The sequence below is a fragment of the Streptomyces sp. NPDC111802 genome (assembly GCF_055634335.1).
In genome coordinates this window covers 1-25282 of record NZ_JBVKCZ010000006.1, presented here as the reverse complement: position 1 = coordinate 25282, position 25282 = coordinate 1, and the positions used below count along the sequence as shown (strand labels likewise).

Genomic DNA, 25282 nt, shown 5'->3' with positions numbered 1-25282 from the left:
GGCCGCACTCGGATGGTGCGCCGGACGCGGATATGACTACGTATCACTACATGAGAGGAGCGCACCGAGGCGCGCACCGAGGAGGACGCATGGCCCCCGACCGTCGCCGGTCCACCCCCAGAGGGCTGGCGTTCCTCACCGCCTTGACGATCGCCGCGGCGGCCCTCGCCCCCGGCACGGCCTTCGGGGCCGACACCGCGTCCCACCCCGACCCGCGGCGCCCCACGCAGGCGGCCACGGCGACCCCGGCACCTCCCGGCGGCACGCACTCCCCACAGGGCGCCCCCACCCGGGGCCCCGCGTTCGGCGCGTATCTGCACTACGGGCCCACCGGAGTGAAGCGCATGCGGGAGCTCACCCGCTGGCTGGGCGGTCAGGAGCCACGCGTGGGGCACACCTATCTGCCGGGGGACCTGTGGGACAACATCGAGGGCGCGCACGGCTTCCTCGACGACTGGGCCAAGTGGCGGCGCGCGAAGGCCGACCGGATGCTCGTGCTCAACGTGCCGATGATGGAACGCAACGAGCAGAACCTCCCCGACGCGACCGTCCGCAAGCTGCTGCGCCGCGCCGCGGCCGGCGCGTTCGACGAGCACTTCGAGGTGCTGGCCGAGCGGCTGGTCGACCTGGGCGTGCCGGACACGGTCATCGTGCTCGGCTGGGAGATGAACGGCATCACCTACACCCACCGCTGCGGCCCCGACCCGGACAGCTGGAAGCGGTACTGGCGACGCGTCGTCGACGTGATGCGCTCGGTCGACGGACAGCGGTTCAGGTTCGACTTCGCCCCGAGCCGCGGCATGGACGCGATTCCCTGGCCGGAGTGCTACCCGGGCGACGACGTCGTCGACATCCTCGGCATGGACGCCTACGACCAGCCGCGCGGCCTCAGCTTCGACGAGCAGGTGTCCGAGCCCTACGGCCTCCAGCACCACGTGGACTTCGCGCGCAAGCACGGCAAGCCGATCTCGTATCCCGAGTGGGGCCTGTTCCGCAACGGCGACAACATCAGGTACATGCTGCGCATGCTGGCCTGGATGGACCAGCACAAGCCGCTGTACAACACCATCACCGACTACTGCCCGCACGGCGTGTGGCTGTGCTCCGACAACCCCCGCGCCTCCGCCCTGTACCGCCTGCTGCTGTCCACGCCCGTCCTGCCGCAGCCGGAACCCGGACCGTCGGTCCCCGCCCCGACGCCGCCCGAGGAGGAACCGAAAACCGAGGAGGACCCGGAACCCGAGCAGGACCCGAAACCGGCGTCGACCCCCTCACGGACGCCCACGGCCCAGCCCACGGCCCAGCCCTCGGAGCTGCCCCGGTGCACGCCGGTCGACCTGGAGAAGTGGCTGGAGCACCAGGGCGGCGCCGAGTTCACCGTCTGTCCTCAGGGGGCGGGGCGACATCGGCCGTAGCGGGGCCGGAGCGGCGTCGCAGGACCTCCTTGGCCCGTCGCCGGGCGCCATCCTCGGCGACGGCGGCCGCCAGCAGCGGGAGGGTGCGGCGCCGGGCCAGCAGGAAGCGCTGGTTGACGGCCGTCTCGGGACACCAGCGGTACTTGTACGGCTCGTCGCCGCGCAGCAGGCTCAACGTCCGCACCTGGCCGGGCACCCGGTGCTCGGGGGACTCCAGGTGCCCGGTGGCCGCGTGCAGCAGCATCGTCGCCACGTCCACCCTGCGCTCCCGCAGCTGCGGATGGAAGCCGTACATGTACATCCCCGCCAACTGCCTCGACAGCAGCGTGATGTTGACCGCCACCACCGAACCCTCCAGCACGAACTCCGTCGTCGCCGCCTCCCCGGTCCGGGCCAGCGGGACCGCGGCGCGGACCAGGTGCTCCAGGAACCTCGGCCGCAGATGCTCCGCCGAGACCCGTCTGCCCTCCCACTGCAGCCGGTGCAGTTCGAGGAGCCGGCGCAGCGCGGCCTCGGTCTCGTCGTGGGGCACCACGCGCCACTCGAGGCCGAGCCGGCCGAGCTGGTTCACCTTGCTGCGGATCCGCCGGGCGCGCGCCACCGGCAGCCGTCCGACCAGCTCGCCCATCGGCACGGCGGGCAGGTCCAGGCACACCGAGTCGCGGGTGCGGTGCCGCGGCCCGCGCCAGCACAGGTAGACCCGCTCCATCGCGCCGCCCGGCCGCACCTCGCCGAAGTCGACGAGGGCGGTCCGGGCCAGGTCTGCCAGACCGTCCGCCAGTGCCGCGGCGCCCGGTACGCCCACCGTCTCGTCGACGAGCACATCGCAGAAGTCGGTGATGCCACCGCCGATCGGCACCAGCGCCGGCAGCGGCCGGCTCACCCGCATCAGCGGTGCCGCCGCCACCAGTTCACCGCCCCGGCGCACCAGGACGAGCCGCAGCGCGCCCGGCCTGCCGTACGACAGCCACCACGAGTGCAGCCAGGCGTGGCTCTGGAACGGCGTCGCCGACGGGCACGCCCGGTACAGGCGTGCCCAGTCCCCGGCCAGTTCGGCGAAGGTGTGCCCGTCGGTGCACACCTCCACCGACAGCGCCCCGTCCGTCGCCGTCATCCAAGCGTCCCGTGGGCGTCGGCGGCGTTGGCCGGGCCGGGTACCGACGCCCGGCCCGTGTCGTCGTCGTCCTCGGTCCGCCGCGGCCGGGCCAGCAGCGCGAGCCCGCCCAGCAGACCGCCGGCGCTCGCGCCCACCAGTGCGGTCAGCGCCGGGGACGCGGACGACGGCTCGGTGGGCTTCAGGGCCCGGGAGAGACGCTCCAGCTTGATGCCGGTGTCGTCCTTGGTGTGGTCCGCGTGGGTGAGCAGCGCGCGGGACACGGCGTTGGCGATGTCGACCGCCTCCGCGGGGCTCGACGAGGTCGCCGAGACCGCGACCATCGGCGCGTCCGGCGAGGTCGCGACGTCCACGCTCTCGCGCATCGTCGACACCGGCACACCCGCCCACACCTGCGCGTCCCCGAGCACCGCGAGCTGCTTGGCCACCCGGCCGTACGCCTGAGCGAAGCCGAGCGCGTCGGTGCAGTCGGCGTCGGTCCTGCCGTTGGGCACGGCGACGACGGAACTGGTCGCCGTGTACTGCGGCGGCCTCAACTGACCGTAGGCGCCACCGGCCACGGCACCGATCAGCGCGCCGGCCGGCAGCCACCACCACAGGGGCAGCCACTTCGCGCGCGCACGGTCGGACAGCGGGGCACGTCCACCGGGGTTGTCTGTCATGAGGAACTCACTTCCAGGTCCGAGCCGGACAGAGCGGCCGTGTACAGATCCATCAGCTCCCGCGCGGTGCGCGCGATGTCGTAGTGGCGTACGACGTCCGGGACGGTCCGCTCACCCGGTCCCGCGGACCGCAGCCGCAGCAGCTCGCGTGCGTACGCCCCGGCGCCGCCCGTGACCCGCCGCGCACCGGGCGCCGCGTCCGGCGGCCGGTCCTCGACGGCGGGACAGCTCGAGTACAGGACGGGCAGCCCGGCCGCCAGCGCCTCCACCACGGCCAGCCCGAAGGACTCCTCCGGCGAGGGCGAGACGAGCACGTCCATCGCGGACAGCAGGGCGATCAGGCCGGGCGCCTCGTCACGGGGCCCGGGCAGATACGGCCGTTCGCCGGCGAGCACCACCCGGCTAGCGACCCCCAGATCCCGGGCGGTGCGCAGCAGCACCGTCTCCTCGGGCCCACCACCGACCAGCAGCAGCCATACGTCGCCGGGCAGCAGGGCCAGCGCGCGCAGCAGCAGGTCGAAGCGCTTGCCCGGCGCGAGCCGCCCCACACCGCCGACGACGAACGCGTCCTCGGGCACCCCGTGTTTCGCCCGTGCCTCCTTGCGGAGCACCTCGTCGTAGCGGAACCGGGGCGCGTCGATGCCGTTCGGGATGACGCGGATGCGCTGGCCGGGCACACCCCAGTGCCGCAGCCGTTCGGCCACCGTCGGCGAGACGGCCACCGTGGTGTGGCCGAGGCGCTCCCCGGCCAGGTACAGCCCGCGCACCCGCGCGGTCTGCGGTCGCCCCTCCAGCCGGGTGGCGCCGATGGAGTGCTCGGTGGCCACGACGGTCTGGACTCCCGCGATCCGTGCCGCGAGCCGGCCGTACAGACAGGCCCGGTACAGGTGGGTGTGCACCAGGTCGTAGCCGCCGTCGCGGATCAGCCGGGTGAGGCGGGGCAGGGCACTCAGGTCGCGGTTGCCGGTCATCCCGAGGTGGGTGACGTGCACACCGTCGGCGGTCAGGCCCTCGGCGACCGGGCCGGGATTGGTCAGGGTCACCACGTCGCACTGCGCGGGAAGGTGCCGCAGCAGCAGCCGCAACTGCAGTTCCGCCCCGCCGATGCCGAGTCCGGTGATGATGTGCAGGGCTTTCACACTGCCTCCAGGGCGCGGCCGCAGAGCGGGGCCAGACGTCGCTTCAGCTCCAGCCGCACCGGGTGGTCCGCCTCCCCGATGTGGATACGGGGCAGCGCGAAGTCGCCGGACCCGGCCGGGCCGGGCTTGATCGCGCAGGCGTAGCGGTAACCGGCCCGCCGTACGGCGTCGGTGGCGCGTTCGTCGAGATGGCCGTACGGGTAGCAGAAGCCCTCGACGTCCTCGTCGACGATCCCGGCCAACTGGTGCCGGCTCTCGGTGACCTCCATGTGCAGCGTCTCGTCGTCCGCCGTGGTCAGATCGACGTGGGTCAGTCCGTGCGAGGCGATCTCCATGCCCGCGTCCGCGGCGAGGCGGATGCCCTCCACGTCGAGCAGCGGCTTGCGCGGGCCCGTGGTCTCCCAGAAGTTCTCGCCGTCGAGCAGCCCGGGCAGCACGAACACGGTCGCCGTGAAGCCCCAGCGGTGCAGCACGGGCAGCGCGGTGGTGACGAAGTCGGTGTACCCGTCGTCGAAGGTGAGCCCCACCAGGCCGCGCTCCCGGCCGAGGGCGCGTGCCACGAGCAGCTCGCGCACGCTCACCCCGCGCAGGCCGCGCCGGGCCAGCCAGGCGAACTGCCGCTGCAGGCGCCCGGGGGTGACGGTGATGTTGTACGGGTCGTCCGGGCAGTTGGAGACGGAGTGGTACATGGCCACCCAGGCGGCGGGCTGCCGCTTCGGGCGCCCCCAGGGGACCGGTAGGGGTTCGGGTTCGACCGCGCGCGGCGCGGCAGTGATGTCAGCGACCATGGCGAGGCTTTCGTGTGACGGAGCTACGGACGGAGTGCGTGACGGAAAGCAGGAGGGACCGGGCGCCCGCCGCGTCGAGGACCCAGGCCAGCAGCAGGAAGACGACGGTCACGCAGGTACAGCACGCGGCGACGGAGAACGCGGGCGAGTCGAACAGCCCTGCGCAGAGCAGTCCGGCCCCGGTGGCGCAGACGGCCGCGCGCACCGGCCGGCCCAGTTCGGCTACGACCCGGCGCACGCGTACGGGCACGGCGCGCGGCCCAAGCCCGAGCAGCAGGAGCAGCGCGGTGAGCGTGATGCCGGCCGCGTTGGCCGCGGCGATACCGCGGGCGCCCCAGGGGTCGACGGCCAAGGCGCTGACGACGACGGTGACGAGGGTGCCCGCGCCCATCGCGCCGAGCGGGAACCAGGTGGTGCGGCCGGTCGAGAAGTACGACCGCACGAGCGCCCCCACCAGCGTCTGCCCGAGCAGTCCGAGCGCGTACACCCGCATGACGGCGGCGGTGGCGGCGGTGTCCTGCGCGGTGAACGCACCGCGCTGGAACAGCAGTTGGACCAGCTGCGGGGCACAGGCCAGGACCACGGCGGCGCCGAGCAGGACGATGCAGGCGATCAGCGCCAGGTCCCGCTCGACCCGCTCCCCGGCCCGCCGGGTGTCGCCCTCGGCGATGGCCCGCGCCACCACCGGGAAGGTGACGACACACATCATCATCGACAGCGACATCGGCAACTGGGCGACCTTCTGCGCGTAGTTGAGATGCGAGATGGCCCCGTCGGGCAGCCCGGAGGCGAAGTACCGCTCGACGAGCACCTGCGACTGCCGGCACAGGGCGAACAGCAGCACCGCGAGCACCAGCCCGACCGCGACCGTCCGGCCGCCGTCACCGTCCTCCTCGGGCAGGGACGCCGACGTGGGCCGGCCGGGCCGCGCGGCGATCCGCCGCCACAGGGACGGCGCCTGTACGGCGACCATGAGGCACCCGCCGATCGCGACACCGAGCGCGGCGGACCGTACGCCCCACCGCGCGGCCAGCACGAACAGCGTGGTGATGATCGCCATGTTGTACGCGATGTAGATGGCGCCCGGGGCGAGATAGCTGCGGTGGGCCCGCAGCGCCGCGCTGCAGTACCCCGCCAGCCCGAAACTCAGCACGCATGTCGCGGTCAGCCGGGTGCAGGACACCGCCAGGGACGGGTCGGACAGGCCGGGCGCGAGAACGGGGACCAGCAGCGGCGCCCCGGCCGCGAGCACGGCGGCGGTACCGGCGAGGGCCAGGCACAGCCGCGGCAGCGAGGCGGCGACCAGGGCGCGCACCGGGTCGGGCGAGCCGGACCCGCGCGCCCGCCGCGCCAGCGCCACGCTGAACGCGGGCACCAGCACGAACGCCATCCCGTCCTCGATCAGCAGCGTCGACGCCATCTCGGGCACCGTCCAGGCCACCAGAAACGCGTCACTCTCGGCCCCCGCCCCGAAGAGATGCGCGAGCGCCTGATCCCGCCCGAGCCCCAGCAGCGCCCCGGCCATCGACAGCGCGGCGGACAGCAGGGTCGCGCGGGCGAGAAATCGGCCCGAGGGAGCGCCCGTTCGCCTTGGTGCCGGCCGGGCGGGGCGGCGGCTGGGCGGGAGCGGGCTGCCCGTGCCGGGGCGGCCGTCCTTCTGGAGGACGTCGGCCACGCCGATCGCTCGGGACCTCATCGTGCTCCCGATTCCGTCGCCGGGGCCGTCGCCGCGTCGTCGCTCAGGGCCCACCAGGCGGCGAGGCCGAAGCAGACGGCGGTGAGGATGGTGGAGGGGCCGCCGATGTCGGCGTACGAGAAGTTGACGAGCTGCCACACCAGCAGTCCGCAGACCGGGAGCGCGGCGGCCCGCGCGTGCCCGCCGGTTCGCCGCATCCGGCGCAGTGCGCACAGCAGCAGGGCCGGCCAGCTGCCCGCGACCGTGATCAGGCCCAGCAGGCCCTGCTCGCTCAGGAGCAGCAGATACATGTTGTGCGGGGAGAGCAGGGGCTGGCGCCGGAAGGCCTGGCCCGCGCCCTCGGTGTCGCTGCCCGACGACAGCGCGAGCGAGGCATGTCCGTCCCGGTGCGCGGGGAAGGCCTTCAGGCCCACCCCGGTCACCGGGTGCTCGTGCCACATGTCGGCAGCCGCCGCCCACATGGTGTAACGGTCCACCACCGACTGGTCCGGCGCGTCGGTGACCTGCGTGATGCTGGTCAGCCGCTCCTCGACGGCCGCGGCGCCGACGCCGAACCCGCCCACCAGCACCACCGTCACCGCCGTGGCCGCCGCGAACACCTTCGCCGCCCGCCGCACCCCGACCAGCAGCAGCTGCGCCCCGCACGCCACCGCCGTGGCGATCCAGGCACCCCGGCTGAAGGACAGCGCGAGCGGGACCAGCAGCATCAGTGCGCACACGGTCGCCACGACCCGCTGTCGCCGCTCACGCGCCCCGAGCGCGAGGCCGGTCGCGGCCACGATCCCGAGCGCGACGACGTTCGCCATCCCCATCACGTCCGACGGCCCGAAGGTGCCCACCGCTCGGATGTTCGCTCCCTGGTACGAGGCCCCGGTCGCGGTGAGGTACTGCTTCACACCGATCGCGCCCTGCCACAGCGCGAGGCCGATCAGGGACCAGAGCACCAGCCGGGCGCCCCGCCGGTCGCGCACCAGCAGCAGCACGGCGACCGGGACGAGCACGAACACCTGGACGTAGCGGGCCAGTCCGGTGATCGCGTCACTCGCGGTCACCGCCCCGGCGGCGGCGACCGCGATGCCCACCACGGGCAGCCCGAACACCAGCACCGCGGTCCGCGTCAGCGGTCGCCGCGCCCGCAGCACGGCGTGGCCGACGGCACACAGCACGAGCAGCCCCGACGCGGCGTCGGCGGGCGCGGCGGCGCTGTCCGGCGCGACCGGCAGCCCCAGCAGGACGACGACCGCTACGACGGGCAGCACGGGCAGGAAGGGCAGGAAGGGGCGGGGCAGGACGGAACGGATCCGGCGCGGCGCGGGCTCCGGCGGCGCGAGCGGGGGAGCGGATGGAGCCGCCGTGGGAGTGCTCACCGGCCCTCAGCTCCCCATCGGCCGTACGAACTGGGCCGCCGTGCGCAGCAGGATGCAGATGTCCTGCCACAGCGACCAGTTGTCGATGTAGGCGTTGTCGTAGCGGCACCGGTCCTCGATCGAGGTGTCACCGCGCAGCCCGTGGATCTGGGCGAGCCCGGTGATCCCGGTCCGCATCCGGTGACGGGCCGGGTAGCCGGGGTGGGTCTGGCTGAACTTGGCGACGAAGTAAGGCCGTTCGGGCCTGGGCCCGACCAGGCTCATGTCACCGCGGAAGACGTTCCACAACTGGAGCAGCTCGTCCAGCGAGGTGCGGCGCAGGAAGTGGCAGAAGCGGCTCATGTCCTGGTCGTCGGCCACGCTCCAGCGGGTCGCCGCCTCGTGCGCGCTGGCCGGCCGGTGGGTGCGCAGCTTCAGCATCGTGAACGGCCGCCCGTCCTTGCCGATCCGCTCCTGCCGGAACACCACGCCCGGCCCGTCCATGACCCGCAGCACGAGCGCGCACGCCAGCAGCACCGGCCCCGTCAGCACCAGCAGCGAGCCGGAGAGCACCACATCGAGCGCCCGCTTGCCCGCCCCGCCGAACCGCCGCCCGCCCTCCGGCCGCAGCAACCTGCGCGAGAACCCCGCCAGATGTCCCGCCCCCCGGCGGTGCCCGCCCATGCCGTACGACGGCGAGTCCGCGTCCAGCTCCCACAGCACGCATCCGTGCCCGGCCAGCTCCCGCAGCACCGCGGCCTTCTCCACCCGGGTCGCGGCGCCCACGACGAGCACCGTCCGCACCCCGTTCCGGACGAGCGCGCGCCGCGCCTCCAACGCCGTGGTGAGCACCGGCAGTTCGAGCTCGTCGACGGCGCCGCCGAGGACCTCGAAGGCGTCGGCGACAAGGCCCACCGGCCGTACGCCGCAGTCGGGTTGGCGCAGCAGCGCGGCCGAGACGAGCCGGGCCGTGGAGAGCGGGCCGACCACCAGCGCGGGACAGGGCCGGCGCCGCAGCGCCCGGCGCCGCAGTCCATGCACCGTGGCCCGGCCCGCACCGGCCACCGCGCAGTGCACGGCGACGGCGCCGACCAGCACGGCCACCGGCAGCGAGCGCAGCGGGGAGAGCGCCACGACGGCGGCCCAGGCGACGGCGATCCGGCCGCAGACGGCGGGGAGTTCGTCGAGTGCGCCGGGCACCGCGGAGGTGTCGTACAGCGCGGCCCGCCGGTTCAGCCCCAGCACGCCGAGCGCCAGCAGAGCGATGACCAGCGGGTATCGGTGCGGCGCGGGCAGGACCAGGGCGCCCAGCAGGGCGGCACCGCCGTCGACGAGCCACAGGGGTGCCCGGGAGGTCCGGCGCGGACGACGGGGCCCCCGTCCGGGCGTTCCCCGGCGTCCGGCGGCCGGGTCGCGCGGGGCGAGGACGGAGACGGCGCGCCCGGGCACCCTCTGGTGCCCCGGCGAGGCAACGGTACTTTCCGCGGTCATGTGGTGATGCACTTTCTGCCCTCGTTGGGACCGGCGACCTGCGCGGTGTCGAGGCCGAGCAGCTCGCGGTACAGGTCGGTCACTGCGTCCGTGGCTCTGCGCAGATCGTGGGCACGGAGCACATGCGTACGACCCTGTGCGCCCAGCGCCGCCCGCAGCGGCTCGTCCCGCAGCAGCGCGGTCAGTGCCTGTGCCAGCGCGCCGGGATCCTCCGACGGCACCAGGCAGGACGGCCGAAGACCGGGCGGAAGGCTCTCGTGCGCCCCGTCCACGTCCGTGACAAGGACCGGCCGGGCACACGCCATGGCCTCCAGCGGGGCGAGCGCCATGCCCTCCCAGCGGGACGGCAGTACGACGACATCGGCGGCCCGGTACCAGCCGGCGACGTCGGGTGTCCCGCCGGCGAACTCCACCGACGCCGGCGCACCGCTGCGCAGCCGCTCCGCTTCGGGGCCGTCGCCGACCAGCACCAGCCGGGCCCCGGCCACCTGCCGCACCACCTCGGGCCAGGCCGCCAGGAGCACGTCCTGCCCCTTCTGACGGCACAGCCGGCCCACGCACACGACGAGCGGACCCGCACCGGAGCGTGCGCTGTCCCCCTCCGGCCGGAACAGGTCGGTGTCGACACCGTTGGGGACCACATGCCACCGGGCCGTGATGCCGGACCGGTGCCCGGTACGCCGCTCGGCCTCGCTCACGCACAGCACCCGCGTCGCCCACCGCGCGCCGAACCGCTCCCAGCCCAGGGCCAGCCGGGCGACGACGCCCTCCGCGGCCTCGAACGACCAGGCGTGCGGCTGGTACACGGTCGGCAGCGCGCCGCGCACCGCGAGCCGGGCCGCGAGCCCCGCCTTCGCGCTGTGCGCGTGCACCACGTCCGGCCGTACGTCACGCACCAGCCGCGCCAACCGCCGTACCTCGCCCGGGAGTCGGCGCCCCGGTGACCGGGTCGCGTCCCAGCGCTGCACCCGGCCGCCCAGCGCGCGCACGTCGTAGGCCAGCGTGCCGCCCCGCGGGCAGGCCACGGTCACCCGCAGCCCCGCCGCGAGTTGCGCCGCGACCAGATCCGTCACGACCCGCGCGACACCCCCCTCGACGGGCTGGGCGACGTGCAGGATGTGCGGCGCGATACGCATGACCGATGCTGCCCTTCCGAAGAAATGAGTCCGAACCAGTAACACGATGTGTGGCTCGCGTTCCCGATATAAGATTCCGCGCCTGTTCGAGAGGGTCTGTTCGAGCGGGTCTGAGGGGCAACCGGCTTCCTGATTCAGCGGATTAGCACTACCAGCCACTTATCCATATTTATCTTCTATCCGGTCAACAGTGTGGGAACGGCAGCGGCTCCCGACTTGATTCATGTGCCGGACCACCCATTCGGAGTCGCCGTGCGGTGTGGTTCCGGTATGCCACCCGATCGGCACGGCCTTGGTCTGTTCGGAGTGCCGTGGGTTGCGGACGCGCCGTGCCGGTTTAACGGTGATCGCACGATCCGAAAATCACGCGAGGGGAACTCCATGCCCGCACCGACCACCCGGCACATCGTCACTTCGACCCTCTGCGCGGCCCTCCTTCTGGGAACGGCGACGGCGCCCGCGCTCGCGGCCGCTCCCGACGCAGAGCGCACCGTACTGACCCCGGTCACCCGCCTGCTGAACAGCGCGCTCGCAGCGGACGACGACCCGCTCACCGCGGCCGAGGAGAAGGAGCTCACCGACGCCGCCAAGGAGGCCGTCGCCGAGATCAGGAAGGAGGTCGAGGAGGCCCGCAAGGAAGCCGAACAGGCGAGGAAGGACGCCCTGCAGGCCAGGAAGGACGCTCTCGCCGAGGCCAGGAAGGAGGTCGAGGAGGCCAGGAAGGAGGCCCTCGCCGAGGCCGCGGAGACCGCACCGGCGACCGTCCTGCCGACCAATGTCACGGGTGACGTCCTCGGCGACCTCGGCAAGACGCTCGACGCGCTGCTGGCCGCACTCACATCCGGCAGGTCCGAGCAGGTCGACACCACGGCCGACAACGTGGTCGAGGCCCTCGTGAACGTCTCCGTCGCCACCCTCACCGGCAGCGGCCTGCCGTCCGCCTGATATCAGAACCACAACGGGTCTTTTCGTATGAGTTCCCGGAAGTTCCGGCCGCAGAGTTTCCAGAGCACTTCCCCTGTCGTTAGCCCAGGAGAACCGAGACCGGATTTACCTGGAAGGAACACGATGAAGAACCTGAAGGCTGCTGCCGTGGTCGCCGGCTCCCTTGCCATTGCCGGCGCCGCTGTTCCCGCCTCGGCGGTGGACATGTCGGGGCACGGCCTCGTCGAGAACGGTAAGACGGTCGCCCGCAGCCTCCCCACCGCCGCCAAGCTGCCGACGGGCTACGTGGGCAACAATGTGAAGCGCACCGCGGACAAGGTGAAGACGGGTGTGAAGGACTCGGGCATGGTGAAGACCCCCGTCCTGGGCGGTACCCTGCCGAACCCCGTCGACGGCCGGCTGCTCGGCGGTCTTCCGCTCAACAAGTGACTTCGCCCGCCTGACGGTGATCGGGGCCGGCTCCGTATTCCTCGGAGCCGGCCCTTCGGTCTGTGCGGCGGAGTGTGATTTTCTTCGTCGTTGGGCCGAACGGACGACTCGGGGTGACCATTCGTTCAGTGGCTCCGTTGGTCCTTGTGAATGGGCGCTCTTTCCTCCTTGCCGGCGCTCTCCATAATGGCTGTGGGCCCTGTCCGCTCTCCAATGCGGACAGGGCCCACGGCTTTTGGGGCAACCAGCTCTTGTGGCAACGGGTGCGCGAACGCCGATGGCGGTCCACCGGGATTCCGGCGGACCGCCATCGTGTGAAGCACTACTACATGAGGAGGCCGGCGGTCTTCACGGCGTTCCGCCCCTGCTCGATCTTCGCGGTGTTGCAGGAGGCGTAGTGCGAGTTCGGCGCCACGGTGCCGGCGAGGACGGCTCCGTTCGACCACGGGGCGAGGCAGCGAGCGTCGAGGACGGCGCCGTTGACGACGGCGATACCCTGCTGCGGTTCGTTCACGACGACCGGGGACGCCGAGAAGCCGCTACCGCCCTTGACGGTGGTGGTGTCGCTGTCGGCCGCGGCGGTGCCCCCGGTCGCGAGGACGATGCCCGCGGCGAGGGCGGAGATGGCCGTAACCTTGTTACGCATGAGTTGAGCCTTTCCGGGCTGCGTTTGGGGGATTCACCTGCTGCGAATCGCTCGGAGCAGGGGTCAGAGGAGCAGGCCGCTCTGGTGGAGGGCGCCCCGCGCCTGCTCGACCTGGGCGGTGTTGCAGGCGGCGTACTTCGAGTTCGGCGCCACGGTGCCGCCGAGGACGGCTCCGTTGGACCACGGCAGTGCACAGCGGAGGTCGGCAACGGTGCCGTTGACGACGAGAACGCCTTGCTGAGGGGCGTTCACGACGACCGGGGATGCTGAGAAGCCGCTGCCGCCCTTGACGGTGGTGGTGTTGGTGTCGGCCGCGGCGGTGCCCCCGGTCGCGAGGGCGATGCCTGCCGCGAGGGCGGAGATGGCCGTAACCTTCTTAAGCATGAGTTGCGCCTTTCCGGGTGGCGTTTGGGTGATTCAGCTGCTGCGAATCGCTCCGAGCAGAGGTCAGAGGAGCAGGCCGCCCTCGTAGACGGCGCCCCGCGCCTGCTCGACCTGGGCGGTGTTGCAGGCGGCGTACTTCGAGTTCGGCGCGGCGACGCCGCCAAGGACGGATCCGTTGGACCACGGGGCGAGGCAGCGGGCGTCGACGAGGGTGCCGTTGACGATGACAACGCCTTGCTGAGGGGCGTTCACGACGACCGGCGACGCCGAGAAGCCGCTACCGCCCTTGACAGTGGTGGTCTTGCCGTTGCCGCCGTATTCACCAGCAGAGGCCATGCCGGCGCCGGCAACGACGGTGCTGAGGGCGAGGGCTGTGATGACCGCGAACTTCTTGGGCAACTTGGTTCCTTCCTGAATTCACGGTTGCGCACGCTTACGAAAAGGAAACCCGTATATGCGCGCCTAAGTCACGGCGAAAACATTCAAACGCGGGCAGATTCCATCGGATGGCGCAACGCAACAGGCCATCCGGCCCACCCGGCTTAACTCTCATTCCTGAGGAACGCCCTTGGAAATATTTGTCCGGTTCGATCCGAATGGATTCCGGGATGGCCCGGACACGCGGTCGCCGACATGCGTCCGGCCCACCGGCGAGGGGAGGGCCGGTGGGCCGGACGATGGTTCACGGGGTGCCGGTGGGCTCGTGGGCCCGCCGTGTGCGGAGCTGGAACTGCGGGTCCTGTTTCAGCGTCCGAGCCTGCCGACGGTCACCGGCTGCCCAGAACCGGATCAGAGTCTCGGAATTCCTGGCCCGGCTTTCACCGGTGCGGCCGACTCGTAAGGCTGCCGGGTCGTCACTTGTTGGGGAGCAGAGTGCCGAGACCGGCGGCGGTCGGCGCCTTCAGCGGGCGGACCTGGACGGAGCCGCTGCCCGCCGGGTTCTTCACCGGAATGGTGGGCTTCTTGACGGCATCCGGGTCCATGCCGTCCAGGTAGATGCCGGACATCGGCTGCCCCGGGCTCTTCTTGTCGAACGCACTGCCCTTGGCGATCCCGCCGTCCCGGGCCAGCCGCGACACGACATCGGCCGCCGGCACGACCGCCGGGGTCACCTTGGTCGGGGACATGAGCCCGAGCGGGTTGCTGGAGATTCCCGAACCCCCCGTGGCGGCCGACGCCGCGACAGCGGAACCGCCCACAAGGCCCGCACCGATCGCCAACGCCGCAGTGGTGAAAACTGCCTTCTTCATGATTCACCTCGCTTGAAAAGTACCTCTGATCCGACGGTTGGAGAACATAGCAGTCCATCGGCCCTGTAAAAGCGACGCGTTACTCCATACGCGTGAAAGCCGCAGGGGTGAAGAATGCAATGTGCAGGTGTATTCGGAGGGATTGGCAGCTGGTCCGCGAATTAATTCATCGTATGGTGCTTCCGGTTCGGGTGTGCTGCCTGCATGATCGGAAATATGAAATTCGGCACCCTCATCGACATGATCACCGGCGGTGACAAATTCACACCGCCCCGCACCCCCGGCGGATCGCTGGTCTGGTCCGAGGAGTTCGACGCCCCGCTCGCCTGGGGCGCCCGCTGGACCGGCGACCGGACCAGCGCCTTCCGCTACTGCGACCACAACCCGGACGACAACAAGCTCGACTGGCTCGACCCCGCCTGTGTGAGCGTCTCGGACGGCGTGGCCACCTTCACCGCCGTTCCGGACGGCCGCGTCCTGGAGAACGGGCGGCAGGCCTGGCGCACCGGGCTGCTCACCACCGAGTACTCCGCCGAGGGCTTCCAGGTGAGGACCGGTGACCATGTCGAGACCCGCGTCAGACTGCCCTTCGAGGCCGGGGCCTGGCCGGCGCTGTGGACCTGGAAGGACGGCGGGAACGAGGTCGACAGCTTCGAGTACCACCCGGACAACCCGAACCTGCTGGAGCTGTCCAACCACGTCAACTGCGCGGCGTCGTACTTCACCGACGCCCACGCCGTCGCCCCGGGCCGGTGGGTGACCATCGGCACCCGCTACGGCGCGCGGTGCGTCGAGTGGTACGTCAACGGCGAGTGCGTCTTCTCCGACGGCACCGGCGTCGGCCCGCACTGGTCGGCGTATCCGGTCCTGAACCTGTCGCTGAGCGCCGGCGAGCACCACCCCGCCCCTCACGGCCCGGAGCCGATCACCTTCGACGTCGGCCATCTCCGCGTCTACCGCCCTTCGCGCCGTCGATAGGGTCGCGCGGTGGACTCCGACTCACGTACGGGCAGCAGCCGGGCGTTCGCCCTGCTGCTGGTGTTCTGCGGGGCGGCCGGGCTGCTGGCCTCCTGGGTCATCACCCTCGACAAGTTCAAGCTGCTTCAGGACCCGGACTTCACCCCGGGCTGCAGTCTCAACCCCGTGGTGTCCTGCGGCAGCGTGATGGAGAGCGACCAGGCCGAGGCCCTCGGGTTCCCCAACCCGATGCTCGGCCTGGTGGCCTACGGCATCGTCATCTGCGTCGGTGTGACCCTGCTGGCCGGTGCCGCCTTTCCGCGCTGGTACTGGCTGACCTTCGAGGCGGGCTGTCTGTTCGGGGTCGGGTTCGTCTCCTGGCTGCAGTTCGAGTCCCTGTACCGGATCAACGCCCTGTGCCTGTGGTGCTGTCTGGCCTGGCTCGGGACGATCCCGCTGTTCTGGTACGTGACATCCCTCTGTGTGCGGGCCGGCTTCCTGCCCGCGCCACGGCCGGTGCGGGCCTTCTTCACCGAGTTCACCTGGGTGCTCCCGGTGCTGCACATCGGGATCGTCGGCATGCTGATCCTGACCCGTTGGTGGGACTTCTGGACAAGCTGACCATTGCTGCACCCGGGGCGACACGGCCCCCGGGACGCTTCGGTGGTGACCATGCGAGGCCCTGAACTGTTACTCGTACGAACACCGAACCGTACGAGGAGTGAGCGATGGCCGTCAGCGCACGCGAGGTGTCGGTGGGAGCCGGGCAGGGGGCGCCCGCCCCTGTGAGCGGTGAGCCGCGAGGGCGGACGCGGCGGGAGGTGGCGCGGCTGCTGTTCGCCTCGGCCGCCGTGGCCGTCGCCCCGGTCATCACCGCCTCCCGGCCCTCACAGTCCGCCGACGGACGGCACGGCGCCGACACCGACCTGGCATTCGACGAGACCTACCAGGGCCGCCGTATCCAGGGCGCCCCGGAGTCCTACGGCGGTCTCACCGCCCTCGACGTCGCCTGGCACGTCACCGTGGACGGGCGGCCGCTGCACCTGATGCGCCGGGCCGACGGCACCTGGCTGAGCATGGTCGACCACTACGGCTGGTACCGGACCCCGCTGGAGGCGACCCGCGCGGCCGTCGACGAACTCGGGCCCCGCGGGCGACTGCGCGACCTGGCTCCCGGGCCGTTCGGCGGCGGGCATCCGCACAGGGAGGCAGAGCATGGTGTACGTGCGTAAGAACGTGAGCAAGCTGACGCGCACCGAGCGGCGGCGGTTCGTCGAGGCACTGCTGGAGATCAAACGGCGCGGTGAGTACGACGAGTTCGTACGGCTGCACATCGCGCACTTCGTCGGGGACGGCAACCGAGGTCTGCGCGCCGCGCACATGACGCCCTCCTTCCTGCCCTGGCACCGCATGCTCCTGCTGGACCTGGAGGGCGCCCTGCGGCGTGTCGACGACTCGGTGACGGTGCCGTACTGGGACTGGACGCGGGACCGCAGCACCACCTCGCTGCCGTGGACCGACGATCTGCTCGGCGGCAACGGCCGGCCCGGCGACCGGCGGGTGATGACCGGGCCGTTCGCCCACGCGACGGGCAACTGGACCATCAGGGCGGGCGCCTTCGCGGGCGACTTCCTCACCCGGGACCTCGGCCGCTCCCGCCGTCCGATCTCCCTGCCCACCAAGGCCGAGCTGAAGCAGGCGCTGGACGATCCCGTCTATGACGTCGCCCCGTGGAACTCGACGGTCCGAAAGGGCTTCCGCAACAAGCTGGAGGGGTGGGGCAGCGGCAGGGACTCCTGGCGCAACCACAACCGGGTGCACCGCTGGGTCGGGGGCTCCATGCTCGGCGGCGCGTCCGTCAACGACCCCGTCTTCTGGCTGCACCACGCCTTCGTGGACATGCAGTGGCAGCGCTGGCAGCAGCGCCACGGTCGGCACCGCTATCTGCCGGCGACGCCGCCCGGGGAGCGCAGTGACCAGTACCGGCGGATCGTCGCCCGGCACGAGCGGCTGCCGCCGTGGGACGTGACACCGGACGAGCTGGAGGACGTGTCCAGCATCTACCGGTACGCGTAGAAAAAATCGCTCAGCTTCCGCTCTTGGTGTCCACTAGCCTCCGGGCATGGCAACCGATCCGACGGAACAACTGGTCCGACTCTTCGCCGAGGAGAGCCGCGTACGTGCCTTCGCCGCCGTGGCACTGGGCGCGGGCGGCGCCGAGCAGGTCGCGCGGGCGGCGGGGCTGTCCCCGAAGGAGACGGCCGTGGCGCTGCGGCGGCTGCGGGAGCAGGGCGTGGTGAGCACGGGGGACGACGGACAACTGGGCGTCGCGTACAGCCTGTTCAGGGAGTACGCACGGGCGGCGGCGAGGCGCGAGGGCGACTCACGGGCCGCCGAGGGCCCGGCCTCCGGGGACCCGCGCAGCGACATCGTGCTGCGGACCTTCGTCCGGGACGGGCGGCTGATCAGGCTGCCCGCGCAGTGGACCCGTAAGAAGCTGGTGCTGCGGTACATCGCCGAGCAGACCTTCGAGCCGGGCGTCGAGTATCCGGAACGAACGGTCAACGAGAAGCTGCGCGCCTGGTGCGAGGGCAGCGACGACATCGACCATGTGACGCTCCGGCGCTATCTGGTGGACCTGCACCATCTGCACCGGAGCGAGGGGATCTACCGCAGGCCCGCCGAGGACGGGCACACCGAGGCGGCCGACAGCGCCTGACGGCCGGCGTCAGGGCAGTCGCCGTACCGGTGAACCCGCCAGGTACGCCTGGATGTTCTGCACCGCCTGGCCGTAGTACGTCGCGTAGTTGGCCTGCGAGACATAGCCCAGGTGGGGTGTGGCCAGCAGTCGGGGAGCCGTGCGCATCGGGTGGTCGGCGGGGAGGGGCTCGGTGTCGAAGACGTCGACGCCGGCGCCCGCGATGCGGCCCTCGTGCAGGGCGGTGAGCAGGGCGTCCTGGTCGACGATGGCGGCGCGTGAGGTGTTGATCAGATACGCCGTCGGCTTGAGCAGGGCGAGTTCGGGTGCGCCGAGCAGGCCCCGGGTGCGGTCGCTCAGGGCGAGGTGGACGGAGACGAAGTCGCTGTCGGCCAGCAACTCCTCCTTGGAGGCGGCCAGATGGACGCCCACCTCGTCGGCGTACTCCTTGGTGAGGTTCTGGCTCCAGGCGGTGACATGCATGCCGAAGGCGAGGCCGACATGGGCCACCCGGCTGCCGATCTTGCCCAGGCCCAGCAGGCCGAGGCGGCGGCCGTGCAGGTCGGCGCCGACCGTGTTCTGCCAGGGGCCGCCGGTGCGCAGCGCGTTGCTCTCCTGGACGAGGCCGCGGGCGAGGCCCAGCAGCAGGGCCCAGGTGAGTTCGACGGGCGGGCTGGAGGAACTGGCCGTGCCGCAGACGGTGACGCCGTGCGCCTCGGCGGCGGCGTAGTCGATGACCGTGTTGCGCATGCCGGAGGCGATCAGCAGCCGCAGCCGGGGGAGACGGGTGATCAGCGAGGCCGGGAAGGGGACGCGTTCTCGCAGGGTGACCACGATGTCGAAGTCGGCGAGGGCCGCGGCGAGGGCGTCCTCGTCGGGAAAGTGGGTGGTGAAGGGGACGACCTCCACGTCGTCCGCGAGCGGCGACCAGTCGGCGGCCTCGGTCGCCGCGTTCTGGAAGTCGTCGAGCACAGCACAGCGCAGCCGCACGGTGGCCACGGTGGCTCCTTTCCCCTGTGTCGCACTGGCTTGAAGGTGGGATCAACCAGACCGGTCGGTTTGGTTACCGGTACGCAAACCGCTAGCTCCGCGTCATGGACGCGGCAGATTCGGGGGAGTTCGCGCGGTATTCCTCGAAGACCTGCTCGCCCTGGCCCGGCGACAGGTCGAGGGCGGCCAGCATCGCGGGCGTGGAGATGCTCGGCAGGACGTGGCGGAGCAGCACGGAGACCCGGTGGCCGAGGTCGGCTCGGTTGCAGTTGGCCTGGCTCATCGCCTGCACGCCGGCGAAGGCGCCGTTGAGGAACTCGGCGGTCTCGGCCACGTCGACATGCGGCAGGAGCTCGCCCTGGGCCCGTGCCTCGGCGAGGATCTGCTCCATGTGGGCGGTCCAGGCGCGGAAGGCGGCGTCGCGGTCCAGCTCACGTGCGCCCTGGTCGAGGGCGAGGGAGACACCCGCCTGCACCAGCGGATCGTGCTGGAGTCGATGGGCCATGAGCATGCCGTGGTCGACGAGCTTCTGGAGCTTGCTGGCTCTCTCGGGGAGCCGGTCGACGGGCAGTTGGGCCTCCAGCACGCCGAGGGCGACCTCCTCCTTGGAGGAGAAGTGGAAGTACAGGGCGCCCCTGGTGACCCCGGCGCGGTTGAGTATCTCCTCCACCGTGGCGGAGGCGTAACCGCGCTCGCCGAACACCCTCGCGGCCGCCTCGAGGATCGTACGGCGGGTTCTGATCGCGCGGTCCTGCTGAGCCATGGGTGCCTCCACCGTGTGCACGCGGCACGTCACTTCATGTATTGAAAAGAAAACCGGATCACACGTAGGTTACTCGGCGGGCGGGGGCACCTCGCCCTGGCGAATGACTCGGGGGGAGCCATGGACCCGGTGCGATCTCTTGACGCATCCGCTCGGGACGAGCAAACCACAGGAGCTGTCGAGCCCGTTCCCGCAACGGCCGTATGGCATACGGAGATAAGCGGCGAGCACGTGCACCGCTCGGATCCCCGGGACGCGTTCCCCACCGCGTGGCGTCGCGTGGACGACACGAACTTCCAGGTCAAGGCCCGCTGGCCGCGGCGGCACCGGTTCTTCACCGAGGTGGCCGGACGCTTCCAGGACCCCTTGCTGATACCGGAGATACTGCGGCAGGCCTCGATGCTGCTGGCGCACGCCGCGTTCTCGGTGCCCGTCGGGGACCGGTTCGTGATGCAGCGCATCCGCTACTCGGCAGCGCCGGCCGGGCTGCTGCTCGACCGGTCGCCCGAGGGCGTCGTCGCCGACCTCAGCTGCGGCGGCGTACGGCGCCGGGGGCGTCGGCTGGCGGGCATGCGGTGCGCGATGGTGCTGCGCCGCCGGGGCCGGGTCGTCGCCACCGCCGACGGGCTGCTCGACTGCGTCTCGGACCGGGCCTATCGCCGACTGCGCGGTGAGCGGCTGTCCTTGACCGGCCGGCCCGTGCCGCTGCTGCCCGGACTGCCGCCCGGCGCGGTCGGCAGGACGGACCCCGCGGCCGTCGTACTCGCCCCGTCTCCGCGGCCGGGGGCCTGGCAGCTCAGGGTCGACACCGCGCATCCCACCCTGTTCCGCCGACCGAACGACCATGTGCCGGGCTTCGTGCTGCTGGAGGCGGCCCGTCAGGCAGCCACGGCCTTCTCGCTGTTCCCCGGCCTGATGGTGGTCACCGACATGGACATGGTCTTCCTCCGGTACGCCGAACTGGACAGCCCCTGCTGGATCGAGGCCGACGCGCCGGCCGAGGGCGACCCCGACCCCACCACGGTGCGGGTGCGCGGGCTCCAGGACGACGGCGAGGTCTTCCGCTGTACCGTGACGGTCGCGGCGTCGCAGCCCGCCCTGCCGGACCTCGACCCCCACGGTCCCCTCGACGGGTCCGTCACCGACCGCTGACGCGGCGCGCGGGCCGCGGCCGAGAGGGAGGACCCCACCTTGTCATCACGCATCCTCGTCACCGGGGGCAGCGGCTTCGTCGGCGGTCATGTCGTCGCCGCCCTGCGGGAGTCGAGCGGCGTCACGCCGTCACGGGTCCGGCTGCTGCTGCGCGACCCGGCGATCCTGCCGACGGACGATGCCCGGGCGACGGACGTCGTGCGGGGGGACCTGGCCGACCCGGGGTCGCTGCGCGGGGTGTGCGACGGCGTGGACGTCGTACTGCACTGCGCCTCCCACATCGGCGACGACGCGCAGCTCACCGAGACCGTCAACGACCACGGCACCCGCGCCCTCGTCGAGGAGGCGACCCGCGCCGGCGTGGCCCGGGTCGTCTATGTGAGTACGGCCGCCGTATACGGCCGCGGGCCCTTCACCGGCGCGCTCCGGGGCGAGTTGCCCCTCGCGCCGGCCTCGCCGACCAGCCGGGCCCGTGCCGCCGCCGAGCGGCATGTGCTGGACGCGGGCGGGGTCGTGCTGCGTCCGCACCTTGTGCTCGGGACCGGCGACCGCTGGGTGGTGCCCGGACTGGCCGCCCTGATGGGCGTGCTGTCGGCGCGGCTGAAGGGATGCGCGGCCCGGCACTCCGTCGTCGACGTACGGGCGTTGGGGCGCGCGGTGGTCGCGGCCGGGCTGGCGGAGCGGGAGCTGGCCGGGGCGCATCACGTCAACCACCCGGAGCCGGTGGACTGTTCGGAGCTGCTCGACACGGTGGCCTACCGGCTCGGCCTGCGGCTGCCGGGCGCACCCGTGGACGTCGACGAGGCGCGAGAGCGGCTCGCCGGGCAGCCGCGCGCACTGCACCACCTCGGCATGCTCACCGTGGACCACTGGTTCGCGGACGACGGCTTCTGGGCCGGTGCCGGCGTCGATCCCGGAGCGGGGTTCGCGCGGAGCCTGGCCGAACACGGGCCGTGGTACCGGGAGTTCGTCGGGCGCTGACGTTCGGCCTCCCCTTGTTCGCTTCCCCCCTTCCTCTGTACGCCTTCAACGACACTCAGGGTCTTCGTGGATACCAAACGCGCACTGACGGGCAAGATCGCACTGGTCACCGGGGCCGGCCGGGGGATCGGCAGAGGCATCGCCGAGCGGCTCGCCCGGGACGGGGCACTGGTCGGCGTCCACTACGGCAAGAGTGAGGCCGCCGCGCTGGAAGTGGTCGCGGAGATACGCGAGAGGGGCGGGCGGGCCTTCCCGGTCGGGGCGGAGCTCGGGGTGCCGGGCGACGCCGACGCCGTCTTCGCGGCCTTCGACGCCGGGGTGCGGCAGCAGACGGAAGCGGGCGCCGATACCGCGGGCTCGCTCGACATCCTCGTGAACAACGCGGGGGTGAGCGGTTCGGGGCCGATCGGGCAGGCGGATCCCGACGTCTTCGACCGCATGATCGCCGTCAACGCCAAGGCGCCCTTCTTCCTCGTCAAGGGCGCGCTGCCGCGGATGCGCGACGGCGGGCGGGTCGTCAACATCTCCTCGCTCGCCTCACGACGTGCCTTCCCCGAGTCCGTCGCGTACGCCATGTCCAAGGGCGCGCTGGACACGATGACGCTGTGCCTGGCCAAGGAACTCGCCGGGCGTGGCATCACCGTCAACACCGTCGGGCCCGGATTCATCGAGACGGACATGAACGCCCGGCGCAGGGCGACACCCGAGGCGCGGGCCGCCCTGGCCGCGCGGTCCGTCTTCGACCGGATCGGCAGGCCCTCCGACGTGGCGGACGTGGTGGCCTTCCTGGCCTCCGACGACTCCCGCTGGCTCACCGGTCAGTATCTCGACGTCAGCGGGGGGACCGACCTGTGACGGTGACCCGGATGCCGGGGGCGGCCTGAGCGACCGGGACGGCCGGAGCCGGGACGCGGGGCGCGCGCATGGCCTCGGCCGACGCCTGGTACGCCGAGTCCGTGCCCGCCGGGTCGAGGTGCGTGAGCGTCTGGGGAGTGGCCAGGGCCGGAAGCAGCAACTCCCAGAAGGCGGTGAGGGTGAAGCAGGACAGCCACTCCGGGTTGGATCTGCCCAGCACCTCGTACCCGACGGTCGAGGCCACCAGCGCCCCCGCCATGTGCTGTTGCGGCACCCCTTGGGCGAGCATGCGCTCGTCGTAGGCCTCGGCCAGCAACTGCTGCACACAGCACTGCCACTCCTGACGCAGATTCAGCCCTGTGCCGTGTTCGTTCTCACAGCTGAGTACGAAACCGGCGCGTACGACGACGCTGCGGCGGAGCAGATCGGCCAGGGCGTGGGAGACGTCGACCAGGGCCTGGAGCGCGCTGGTGCGCCGGGTGTGGACGAGGCGGGCGGCCCGGCGCAGGGCATGCGAGGCCTCGGCGCGCAGGGCCTCCGCCAGGGCCGCCTTGTTCTCGAAGTGGAAGTGCAGCGCGCCGGAACTGACCCCCGCTTCGGCGCTGATGGCGGACAACTTCGCCCTGTCGTATCCGTGCCGGCGGAACTCCTGGGAGGCCGCGAGCAGCAGTGCGTCACGGGTGCGGACGGCTCGTTCCTGCTTGGTCATCGTGGGCTTCCCACCCACACCGTGATTTCCCTGATGTTCACTTCCGTGCTCCTCCTGCTCAGGTCCCGGTGAGGAAGGGCGTGGATCATAACAAACCGTTTTGACTGTTTGTCAGCCTGTGTCTGACATCTGTGAAAGCGTCCCCCGCCTGCGAAGTCACGGAAAGACGGCCTCATTTCCCTGCAGTTTCGCTGAAGTATGCGATGTGGAACTTGATTTGACGTTTCGTTGAACGACATTTGTGCAAGCCGTCTACGGACCTAAGGATCATTGACATACCGGAGCATCGGTTTGTAGGTTTCCTCTGAGCGTTCCTAATGTGAACGTATCGGACATAGCTGGACTAGCTAGGGGGACTAATGAGCCAGCGTTCAACAAATCTGGTGGAGCCTCACATACCGGCTCCCCGGCGAGAGGAGGCGGCGGCGGCCTGGCGAGTTCTCGTCGTGGAGAACAACGCGGTCGAGGCGGAAGCCCTGGTCCGTGCGCTCAAGCGGCACGGGCACGAAGTGGACAGCGTCGCCTCCGGAGGCGACGCGCTTCAGTCCTACGCGGACGCCGATCTCGTGCTGATCGACCTCGAACTGCCCGATCTGGACGGGCTGGAGGTCTGCCGAGGCATCCGATCGACCTGTGACGTCCCGGTGATCGCCGTCACCGCGCGCGGATCCGAACTCGATCGGGTGCTCGGGCTCCAGGCGGGTGCCGACGACTACCTCGTCAAGCCGTACGGCTTCCGGGAGTTGATGGCGCGGATGGACGCGGTCATGCGCCGCGTGCGGACGCCGGAGCCCGCCGCCAGGGTCGTCAGCCATGGCCCGCTGCGGATCGACGCGGGGTCCCGCGAGGTGACCCTGCACGGACGCGCCGTCGACGTCACCCGCAAGGAGTTCGATCTGCTGTACATGCTGGCCTCAAGCCCCGACACGGTCATACCCCGCAAGCGCCTCATCCATCAGATCTGGGGCGACTCCTGGTCCCGGCGGACTGTGGACACGCATGTCAGCAGCCTCCGCAACAAGCTCGGCGGCAGTGGCTGGATCGTCACCGTCCGGGGCGTCGGTTTCCGCTTCGGCGGGGAGGGCGGTTGAGCGCAGGGTGGGTGGCCGAGCGGCAAAGGCTCGCGATCCCTCCAGGATGACGTCGAAAAAGGGGCACCTCCGGACGCGGGGGTGCCCCTTCTTGATGATGGCGTCACCTGCGGAATTTGGCGTTCGTCTGCGATTTCCCGACGCTCTTCTGAGATTTCCCGACGTTCTTCTGAAGTTGCTCGGACACGGGCGTACAGGGCCTGCGGAATCTGACCTGTTCCTGAAAGGAACGCCCTTGTGGGGGCGGTCGGGCGCGGGCGAGGCTTTGAGGCACGGTCCGGTGACGAATGAGGAGAGCTCGTCGTGCGCAAGGTGCTCATCGCCAACCGTGGCGAAATCGCTGTCCGCGTGGCCCGGGCCTGCCGGGACGCCGGTATCGCGAGCGTGGCCGTCTACGCGGACCCGGACCGGGACGCATTGCATGTCCGCGCCGCGGATGAGGCGTTCGCCCTGGGCGGTACTGCGTCATTCCGGGGGACAACCCCCGGACCCCCGGCAGAAGAGCAGGTCGGCAGAGGCGGTCGGCGCGGAGATCGCGAGGCGAGCGGGAGTGACACCCCGGCCACCAGTTACCTGGACATCGACAAGGTGCTGAAGGCGGCACGCGAGTCCGGGGCGGACGCGATCCATCCCGGTTACGGCTTC

The 25282-nt window shown here is 71.4% G+C and carries 28 protein-coding genes; 13 read left to right on the top strand and 15 right to left on the bottom strand.

Annotated elements, in window-relative coordinates:
- The first annotated feature begins 89 nt into the window (after positions 1 to 89).
- A complete protein-coding gene (locus ACZ7NC_RS07845; RefSeq protein ID WP_471485894.1) occupies positions 90 to 1415 on the top strand; it encodes a glycoside hydrolase family 26 protein in 1326 nt (441 codons plus the stop codon).
- Here ACZ7NC_RS07845 and ACZ7NC_RS07840 read toward each other — a convergent pair.
- Genes ACZ7NC_RS07840 through ACZ7NC_RS07805 form a run of 8 tightly spaced genes read right to left on the bottom strand, consistent with a single transcriptional unit; the run spans position 1375 to position 10787 of the window.
- Positions 1375 to 2529, bottom strand: coding sequence for a GNAT family N-acetyltransferase (locus tag ACZ7NC_RS07840; protein ID WP_471485892.1), 1155 nt, complete (start codon positions 2527 to 2529; stop codon positions 1375 to 1377). The genes ACZ7NC_RS07845 and ACZ7NC_RS07840 overlap by 41 nt on opposite strands.
- On the bottom strand, positions 2526 to 3191 hold the full coding sequence (locus ACZ7NC_RS07835; protein ID WP_471485890.1) for a YveK family protein: 666 nt from the start codon (positions 3189 to 3191) through the stop codon (positions 2526 to 2528). Before ACZ7NC_RS07835 ends, ACZ7NC_RS07840 begins: the two co-directional genes overlap by 4 nt.
- Positions 3188 to 4330 carry a glycosyltransferase gene (locus tag ACZ7NC_RS07830; protein WP_471485889.1) on the bottom strand — a complete coding sequence of 381 codons (1143 nt, stop codon included), beginning with the start codon at positions 4328 to 4330 and terminating at the stop codon, positions 3188 to 3190. The genes ACZ7NC_RS07835 and ACZ7NC_RS07830 overlap by 4 nt, the downstream gene beginning before the upstream one ends.
- On the bottom strand, positions 4327 to 5118 hold the full coding sequence (locus tag ACZ7NC_RS07825; protein WP_471485887.1) for a polysaccharide deacetylase family protein: 792 nt from the start codon (positions 5116 to 5118) through the stop codon (positions 4327 to 4329). Before ACZ7NC_RS07825 ends, ACZ7NC_RS07830 begins: the two co-directional genes overlap by 4 nt.
- The gene (murJ, locus tag ACZ7NC_RS07820; protein ID WP_471485885.1) at positions 5108 to 6814 is read right to left on the bottom strand and encodes a murein biosynthesis integral membrane protein MurJ; all 1707 of its coding nucleotides are present in this window, start codon (positions 6812 to 6814) and stop codon (positions 5108 to 5110) included. Before murJ ends, ACZ7NC_RS07825 begins: the two co-directional genes overlap by 11 nt.
- The gene (locus ACZ7NC_RS07815; RefSeq protein ID WP_471485883.1) at positions 6811 to 8181 is read right to left on the bottom strand and encodes an O-antigen ligase family protein; all 1371 of its coding nucleotides are present in this window, start codon (positions 8179 to 8181) and stop codon (positions 6811 to 6813) included. The genes murJ and ACZ7NC_RS07815 overlap by 4 nt, the downstream gene beginning before the upstream one ends.
- Positions 8182 to 8187: 6 nt before the next feature.
- Positions 8188 to 9651 (bottom strand): exopolysaccharide biosynthesis polyprenyl glycosylphosphotransferase, encoded by a 1464-nt coding sequence (locus ACZ7NC_RS07810; protein WP_471485881.1) that lies wholly within the window; start codon positions 9649 to 9651, stop codon positions 8188 to 8190.
- Positions 9648 to 10787: a glycosyltransferase gene (locus ACZ7NC_RS07805; protein WP_471485879.1), complete on the bottom strand. Its 1140-nt coding sequence runs from the start codon at positions 10785 to 10787 to the stop codon at positions 9648 to 9650. Before ACZ7NC_RS07805 ends, ACZ7NC_RS07810 begins: the two co-directional genes overlap by 4 nt.
- 381 nt (positions 10788 to 11168) lie before the next feature.
- On the opposite strand from ACZ7NC_RS07805, the gene ACZ7NC_RS07800 reads away from it, so the two are divergent.
- Entirely contained in the window at positions 11169 to 11732 is a 564-nt protein-coding gene (locus tag ACZ7NC_RS07800; protein WP_471485877.1) for a hypothetical protein, read from the top strand.
- Positions 11733 to 11855: 123 nt separating this feature from the next.
- Positions 11856 to 12161: a hypothetical protein gene (locus ACZ7NC_RS07795; RefSeq protein WP_471485875.1), complete on the top strand. Its 306-nt coding sequence runs from the start codon at positions 11856 to 11858 to the stop codon at positions 12159 to 12161.
- Positions 12162 to 12486: 325 nt separating this feature from the next.
- Here ACZ7NC_RS07795 and ACZ7NC_RS07790 read toward each other — a convergent pair whose 3' ends face one another.
- The 4 genes from ACZ7NC_RS07790 to ACZ7NC_RS07775 form a co-directional block, all read right to left on the bottom strand.
- On the bottom strand, positions 12487 to 12807 hold the full coding sequence (locus ACZ7NC_RS07790; RefSeq protein ID WP_471485873.1) for a hypothetical protein: 321 nt from the start codon (positions 12805 to 12807) through the stop codon (positions 12487 to 12489).
- Positions 12808 to 12870: 63 nt separating this feature from the next.
- Positions 12871 to 13191: a hypothetical protein gene (locus tag ACZ7NC_RS07785; RefSeq protein ID WP_471485871.1), complete on the bottom strand. Its 321-nt coding sequence runs from the start codon at positions 13189 to 13191 to the stop codon at positions 12871 to 12873.
- Positions 13192 to 13254: 63 nt separating this feature from the next.
- Positions 13255 to 13590, bottom strand: coding sequence for a hypothetical protein (locus ACZ7NC_RS07780; RefSeq protein ID WP_471485870.1), 336 nt, complete (start codon positions 13588 to 13590; stop codon positions 13255 to 13257).
- 455 nt (positions 13591 to 14045) lie between these two features.
- Positions 14046 to 14441, bottom strand: a complete 396-nt coding sequence (locus tag ACZ7NC_RS07775; RefSeq protein ID WP_471485868.1) for a hypothetical protein — start codon at positions 14439 to 14441, stop codon at positions 14046 to 14048.
- A gap of 216 nt (positions 14442 to 14657) precedes the next feature.
- Here ACZ7NC_RS07775 and ACZ7NC_RS07770 point away from each other — a divergent pair, with 216 nt between their 5' ends.
- From ACZ7NC_RS07770 to ACZ7NC_RS07750, 5 genes are all read left to right on the top strand, one after another.
- Positions 14658 to 15419 carry a beta-glucanase gene (locus ACZ7NC_RS07770; protein WP_471485866.1) on the top strand — a complete coding sequence of 254 codons (762 nt, stop codon included), beginning with the start codon at positions 14658 to 14660 and terminating at the stop codon, positions 15417 to 15419.
- 9 nt (positions 15420 to 15428) lie between these two features.
- Complete coding sequence (locus ACZ7NC_RS07765; RefSeq protein ID WP_471485864.1) at positions 15429 to 16019, top strand: vitamin K epoxide reductase family protein; 591 nt, start codon at positions 15429 to 15431, stop codon at positions 16017 to 16019.
- Positions 16020 to 16126: 107 nt separating this feature from the next.
- Positions 16127 to 16630: a tyrosinase family oxidase copper chaperone gene (locus ACZ7NC_RS07760; RefSeq protein ID WP_471485862.1), complete on the top strand. Its 504-nt coding sequence runs from the start codon at positions 16127 to 16129 to the stop codon at positions 16628 to 16630.
- Entirely contained in the window at positions 16614 to 17474 is an 861-nt protein-coding gene (locus ACZ7NC_RS07755; protein WP_471485860.1) for a tyrosinase family protein, read from the top strand. The genes ACZ7NC_RS07760 and ACZ7NC_RS07755 overlap by 17 nt, the downstream gene beginning before the upstream one ends.
- Before the next feature lie 46 nt (positions 17475 to 17520).
- Complete coding sequence (locus ACZ7NC_RS07750; protein ID WP_471485858.1) at positions 17521 to 18117, top strand: DUF2087 domain-containing protein; 597 nt, start codon at positions 17521 to 17523, stop codon at positions 18115 to 18117.
- 9 nt (positions 18118 to 18126) lie between these two features.
- Here ACZ7NC_RS07750 and ACZ7NC_RS07745 read toward each other — a convergent pair whose 3' ends face one another.
- A complete protein-coding gene (locus ACZ7NC_RS07745) occupies positions 18127 to 19086 on the bottom strand; it encodes a D-2-hydroxyacid dehydrogenase family protein (RefSeq protein ID WP_471486271.1) in 960 nt (319 codons plus the stop codon).
- 91 nt (positions 19087 to 19177) lie between these two features.
- Positions 19178 to 19849, bottom strand: a complete 672-nt coding sequence (locus tag ACZ7NC_RS07740; RefSeq protein WP_471485856.1) for a ScbR family autoregulator-binding transcription factor — start codon at positions 19847 to 19849, stop codon at positions 19178 to 19180.
- A 216-nt stretch (positions 19850 to 20065) separates the two neighbouring features.
- Between ACZ7NC_RS07740 and ACZ7NC_RS07735 the strand changes: the two genes are divergently transcribed.
- From ACZ7NC_RS07735 to ACZ7NC_RS07725, 3 genes are all read left to right on the top strand, one after another.
- Positions 20066 to 21001 carry a ScbA/BarX family gamma-butyrolactone biosynthesis protein gene (locus tag ACZ7NC_RS07735; RefSeq protein WP_471486270.1) on the top strand — a complete coding sequence of 312 codons (936 nt, stop codon included), beginning with the start codon at positions 20066 to 20068 and terminating at the stop codon, positions 20999 to 21001.
- A 39-nt stretch (positions 21002 to 21040) separates the two neighbouring features.
- Positions 21041 to 21982 carry an NAD-dependent epimerase/dehydratase family protein gene (locus ACZ7NC_RS07730; protein WP_471485854.1) on the top strand — a complete coding sequence of 314 codons (942 nt, stop codon included), beginning with the start codon at positions 21041 to 21043 and terminating at the stop codon, positions 21980 to 21982.
- 66 nt (positions 21983 to 22048) lie between these two features.
- Positions 22049 to 22837, top strand: coding sequence for an SDR family oxidoreductase (locus ACZ7NC_RS07725; protein ID WP_471485852.1), 789 nt, complete (start codon positions 22049 to 22051; stop codon positions 22835 to 22837).
- On the opposite strand, the gene ACZ7NC_RS07720 is transcribed toward ACZ7NC_RS07725, so the two are convergent.
- The gene (locus ACZ7NC_RS07720) at positions 22815 to 23546 is read right to left on the bottom strand and encodes a ScbR family autoregulator-binding transcription factor (RefSeq protein WP_471485850.1); all 732 of its coding nucleotides are present in this window, start codon (positions 23544 to 23546) and stop codon (positions 22815 to 22817) included. The genes ACZ7NC_RS07725 and ACZ7NC_RS07720 overlap by 23 nt on opposite strands.
- Before the next feature lie 359 nt (positions 23547 to 23905).
- On the opposite strand from ACZ7NC_RS07720, the gene ACZ7NC_RS07715 reads away from it, so the two are divergent.
- Together ACZ7NC_RS07715 and ACZ7NC_RS07710 are read left to right on the top strand one after the other, a co-directional pair.
- On the top strand, positions 23906 to 24637 hold the full coding sequence (locus ACZ7NC_RS07715) for a response regulator transcription factor (RefSeq protein WP_471485848.1): 732 nt from the start codon (positions 23906 to 23908) through the stop codon (positions 24635 to 24637).
- 303 nt (positions 24638 to 24940) lie between these two features.
- A partial coding sequence (locus ACZ7NC_RS07710) for a biotin carboxylase N-terminal domain-containing protein (RefSeq protein WP_471485846.1) occupies positions 24941 to 25282 on the top strand: 342 nt, incomplete at its 3' end.

Coding starts and splice junctions, on each gene's coding strand:
- ACZ7NC_RS07845 (WP_471485894.1), top strand. CDS start 90: ATGGCCCCCGACCGTCGCCGGTCCACCCCCAGAGGGCTGGCGTTCCTC.
- ACZ7NC_RS07840 (WP_471485892.1), bottom strand. CDS start 2,529: ATGACGGCGACGGACGGGGCGCTGTCGGTGGAGGTGTGCACCGACGGG.
- ACZ7NC_RS07835 (WP_471485890.1), bottom strand. CDS start 3,191: ATGACAGACAACCCCGGTGGACGTGCCCCGCTGTCCGACCGTGCGCGC.
- ACZ7NC_RS07825 (WP_471485887.1), bottom strand. CDS start 5,118: ATGGTCGCTGACATCACTGCCGCGCCGCGCGCGGTCGAACCCGAACCC.
- murJ (WP_471485885.1), bottom strand. CDS start 6,814: ATGAGGTCCCGAGCGATCGGCGTGGCCGACGTCCTCCAGAAGGACGGC.
- ACZ7NC_RS07810 (WP_471485881.1), bottom strand. CDS start 9,651: ATGACCGCGGAAAGTACCGTTGCCTCGCCGGGGCACCAGAGGGTGCCC.
- ACZ7NC_RS07805 (WP_471485879.1), bottom strand. CDS start 10,787: ATGCGTATCGCGCCGCACATCCTGCACGTCGCCCAGCCCGTCGAGGGG.
- ACZ7NC_RS07800 (WP_471485877.1), top strand. CDS start 11,169: ATGCCCGCACCGACCACCCGGCACATCGTCACTTCGACCCTCTGCGCG.
- ACZ7NC_RS07795 (WP_471485875.1), top strand. CDS start 11,856: ATGAAGAACCTGAAGGCTGCTGCCGTGGTCGCCGGCTCCCTTGCCATT.
- ACZ7NC_RS07790 (WP_471485873.1), bottom strand. CDS start 12,807: ATGCGTAACAAGGTTACGGCCATCTCCGCCCTCGCCGCGGGCATCGTC.
- ACZ7NC_RS07785 (WP_471485871.1), bottom strand. CDS start 13,191: ATGCTTAAGAAGGTTACGGCCATCTCCGCCCTCGCGGCAGGCATCGCC.
- ACZ7NC_RS07775 (WP_471485868.1), bottom strand. CDS start 14,441: ATGAAGAAGGCAGTTTTCACCACTGCGGCGTTGGCGATCGGTGCGGGC.
- ACZ7NC_RS07770 (WP_471485866.1), top strand. CDS start 14,658: ATGAAATTCGGCACCCTCATCGACATGATCACCGGCGGTGACAAATTC.
- ACZ7NC_RS07760 (WP_471485862.1), top strand. CDS start 16,127: ATGGCCGTCAGCGCACGCGAGGTGTCGGTGGGAGCCGGGCAGGGGGCG.
- ACZ7NC_RS07755 (WP_471485860.1), top strand. CDS start 16,614: ATGGTGTACGTGCGTAAGAACGTGAGCAAGCTGACGCGCACCGAGCGG.
- ACZ7NC_RS07750 (WP_471485858.1), top strand. CDS start 17,521: ATGGCAACCGATCCGACGGAACAACTGGTCCGACTCTTCGCCGAGGAG.
- ACZ7NC_RS07740 (WP_471485856.1), bottom strand. CDS start 19,849: ATGGCTCAGCAGGACCGCGCGATCAGAACCCGCCGTACGATCCTCGAG.
- ACZ7NC_RS07720 (WP_471485850.1), bottom strand. CDS start 23,546: ATGACCAAGCAGGAACGAGCCGTCCGCACCCGTGACGCACTGCTGCTC.
- ACZ7NC_RS07715 (WP_471485848.1), top strand. CDS start 23,906: ATGAGCCAGCGTTCAACAAATCTGGTGGAGCCTCACATACCGGCTCCC.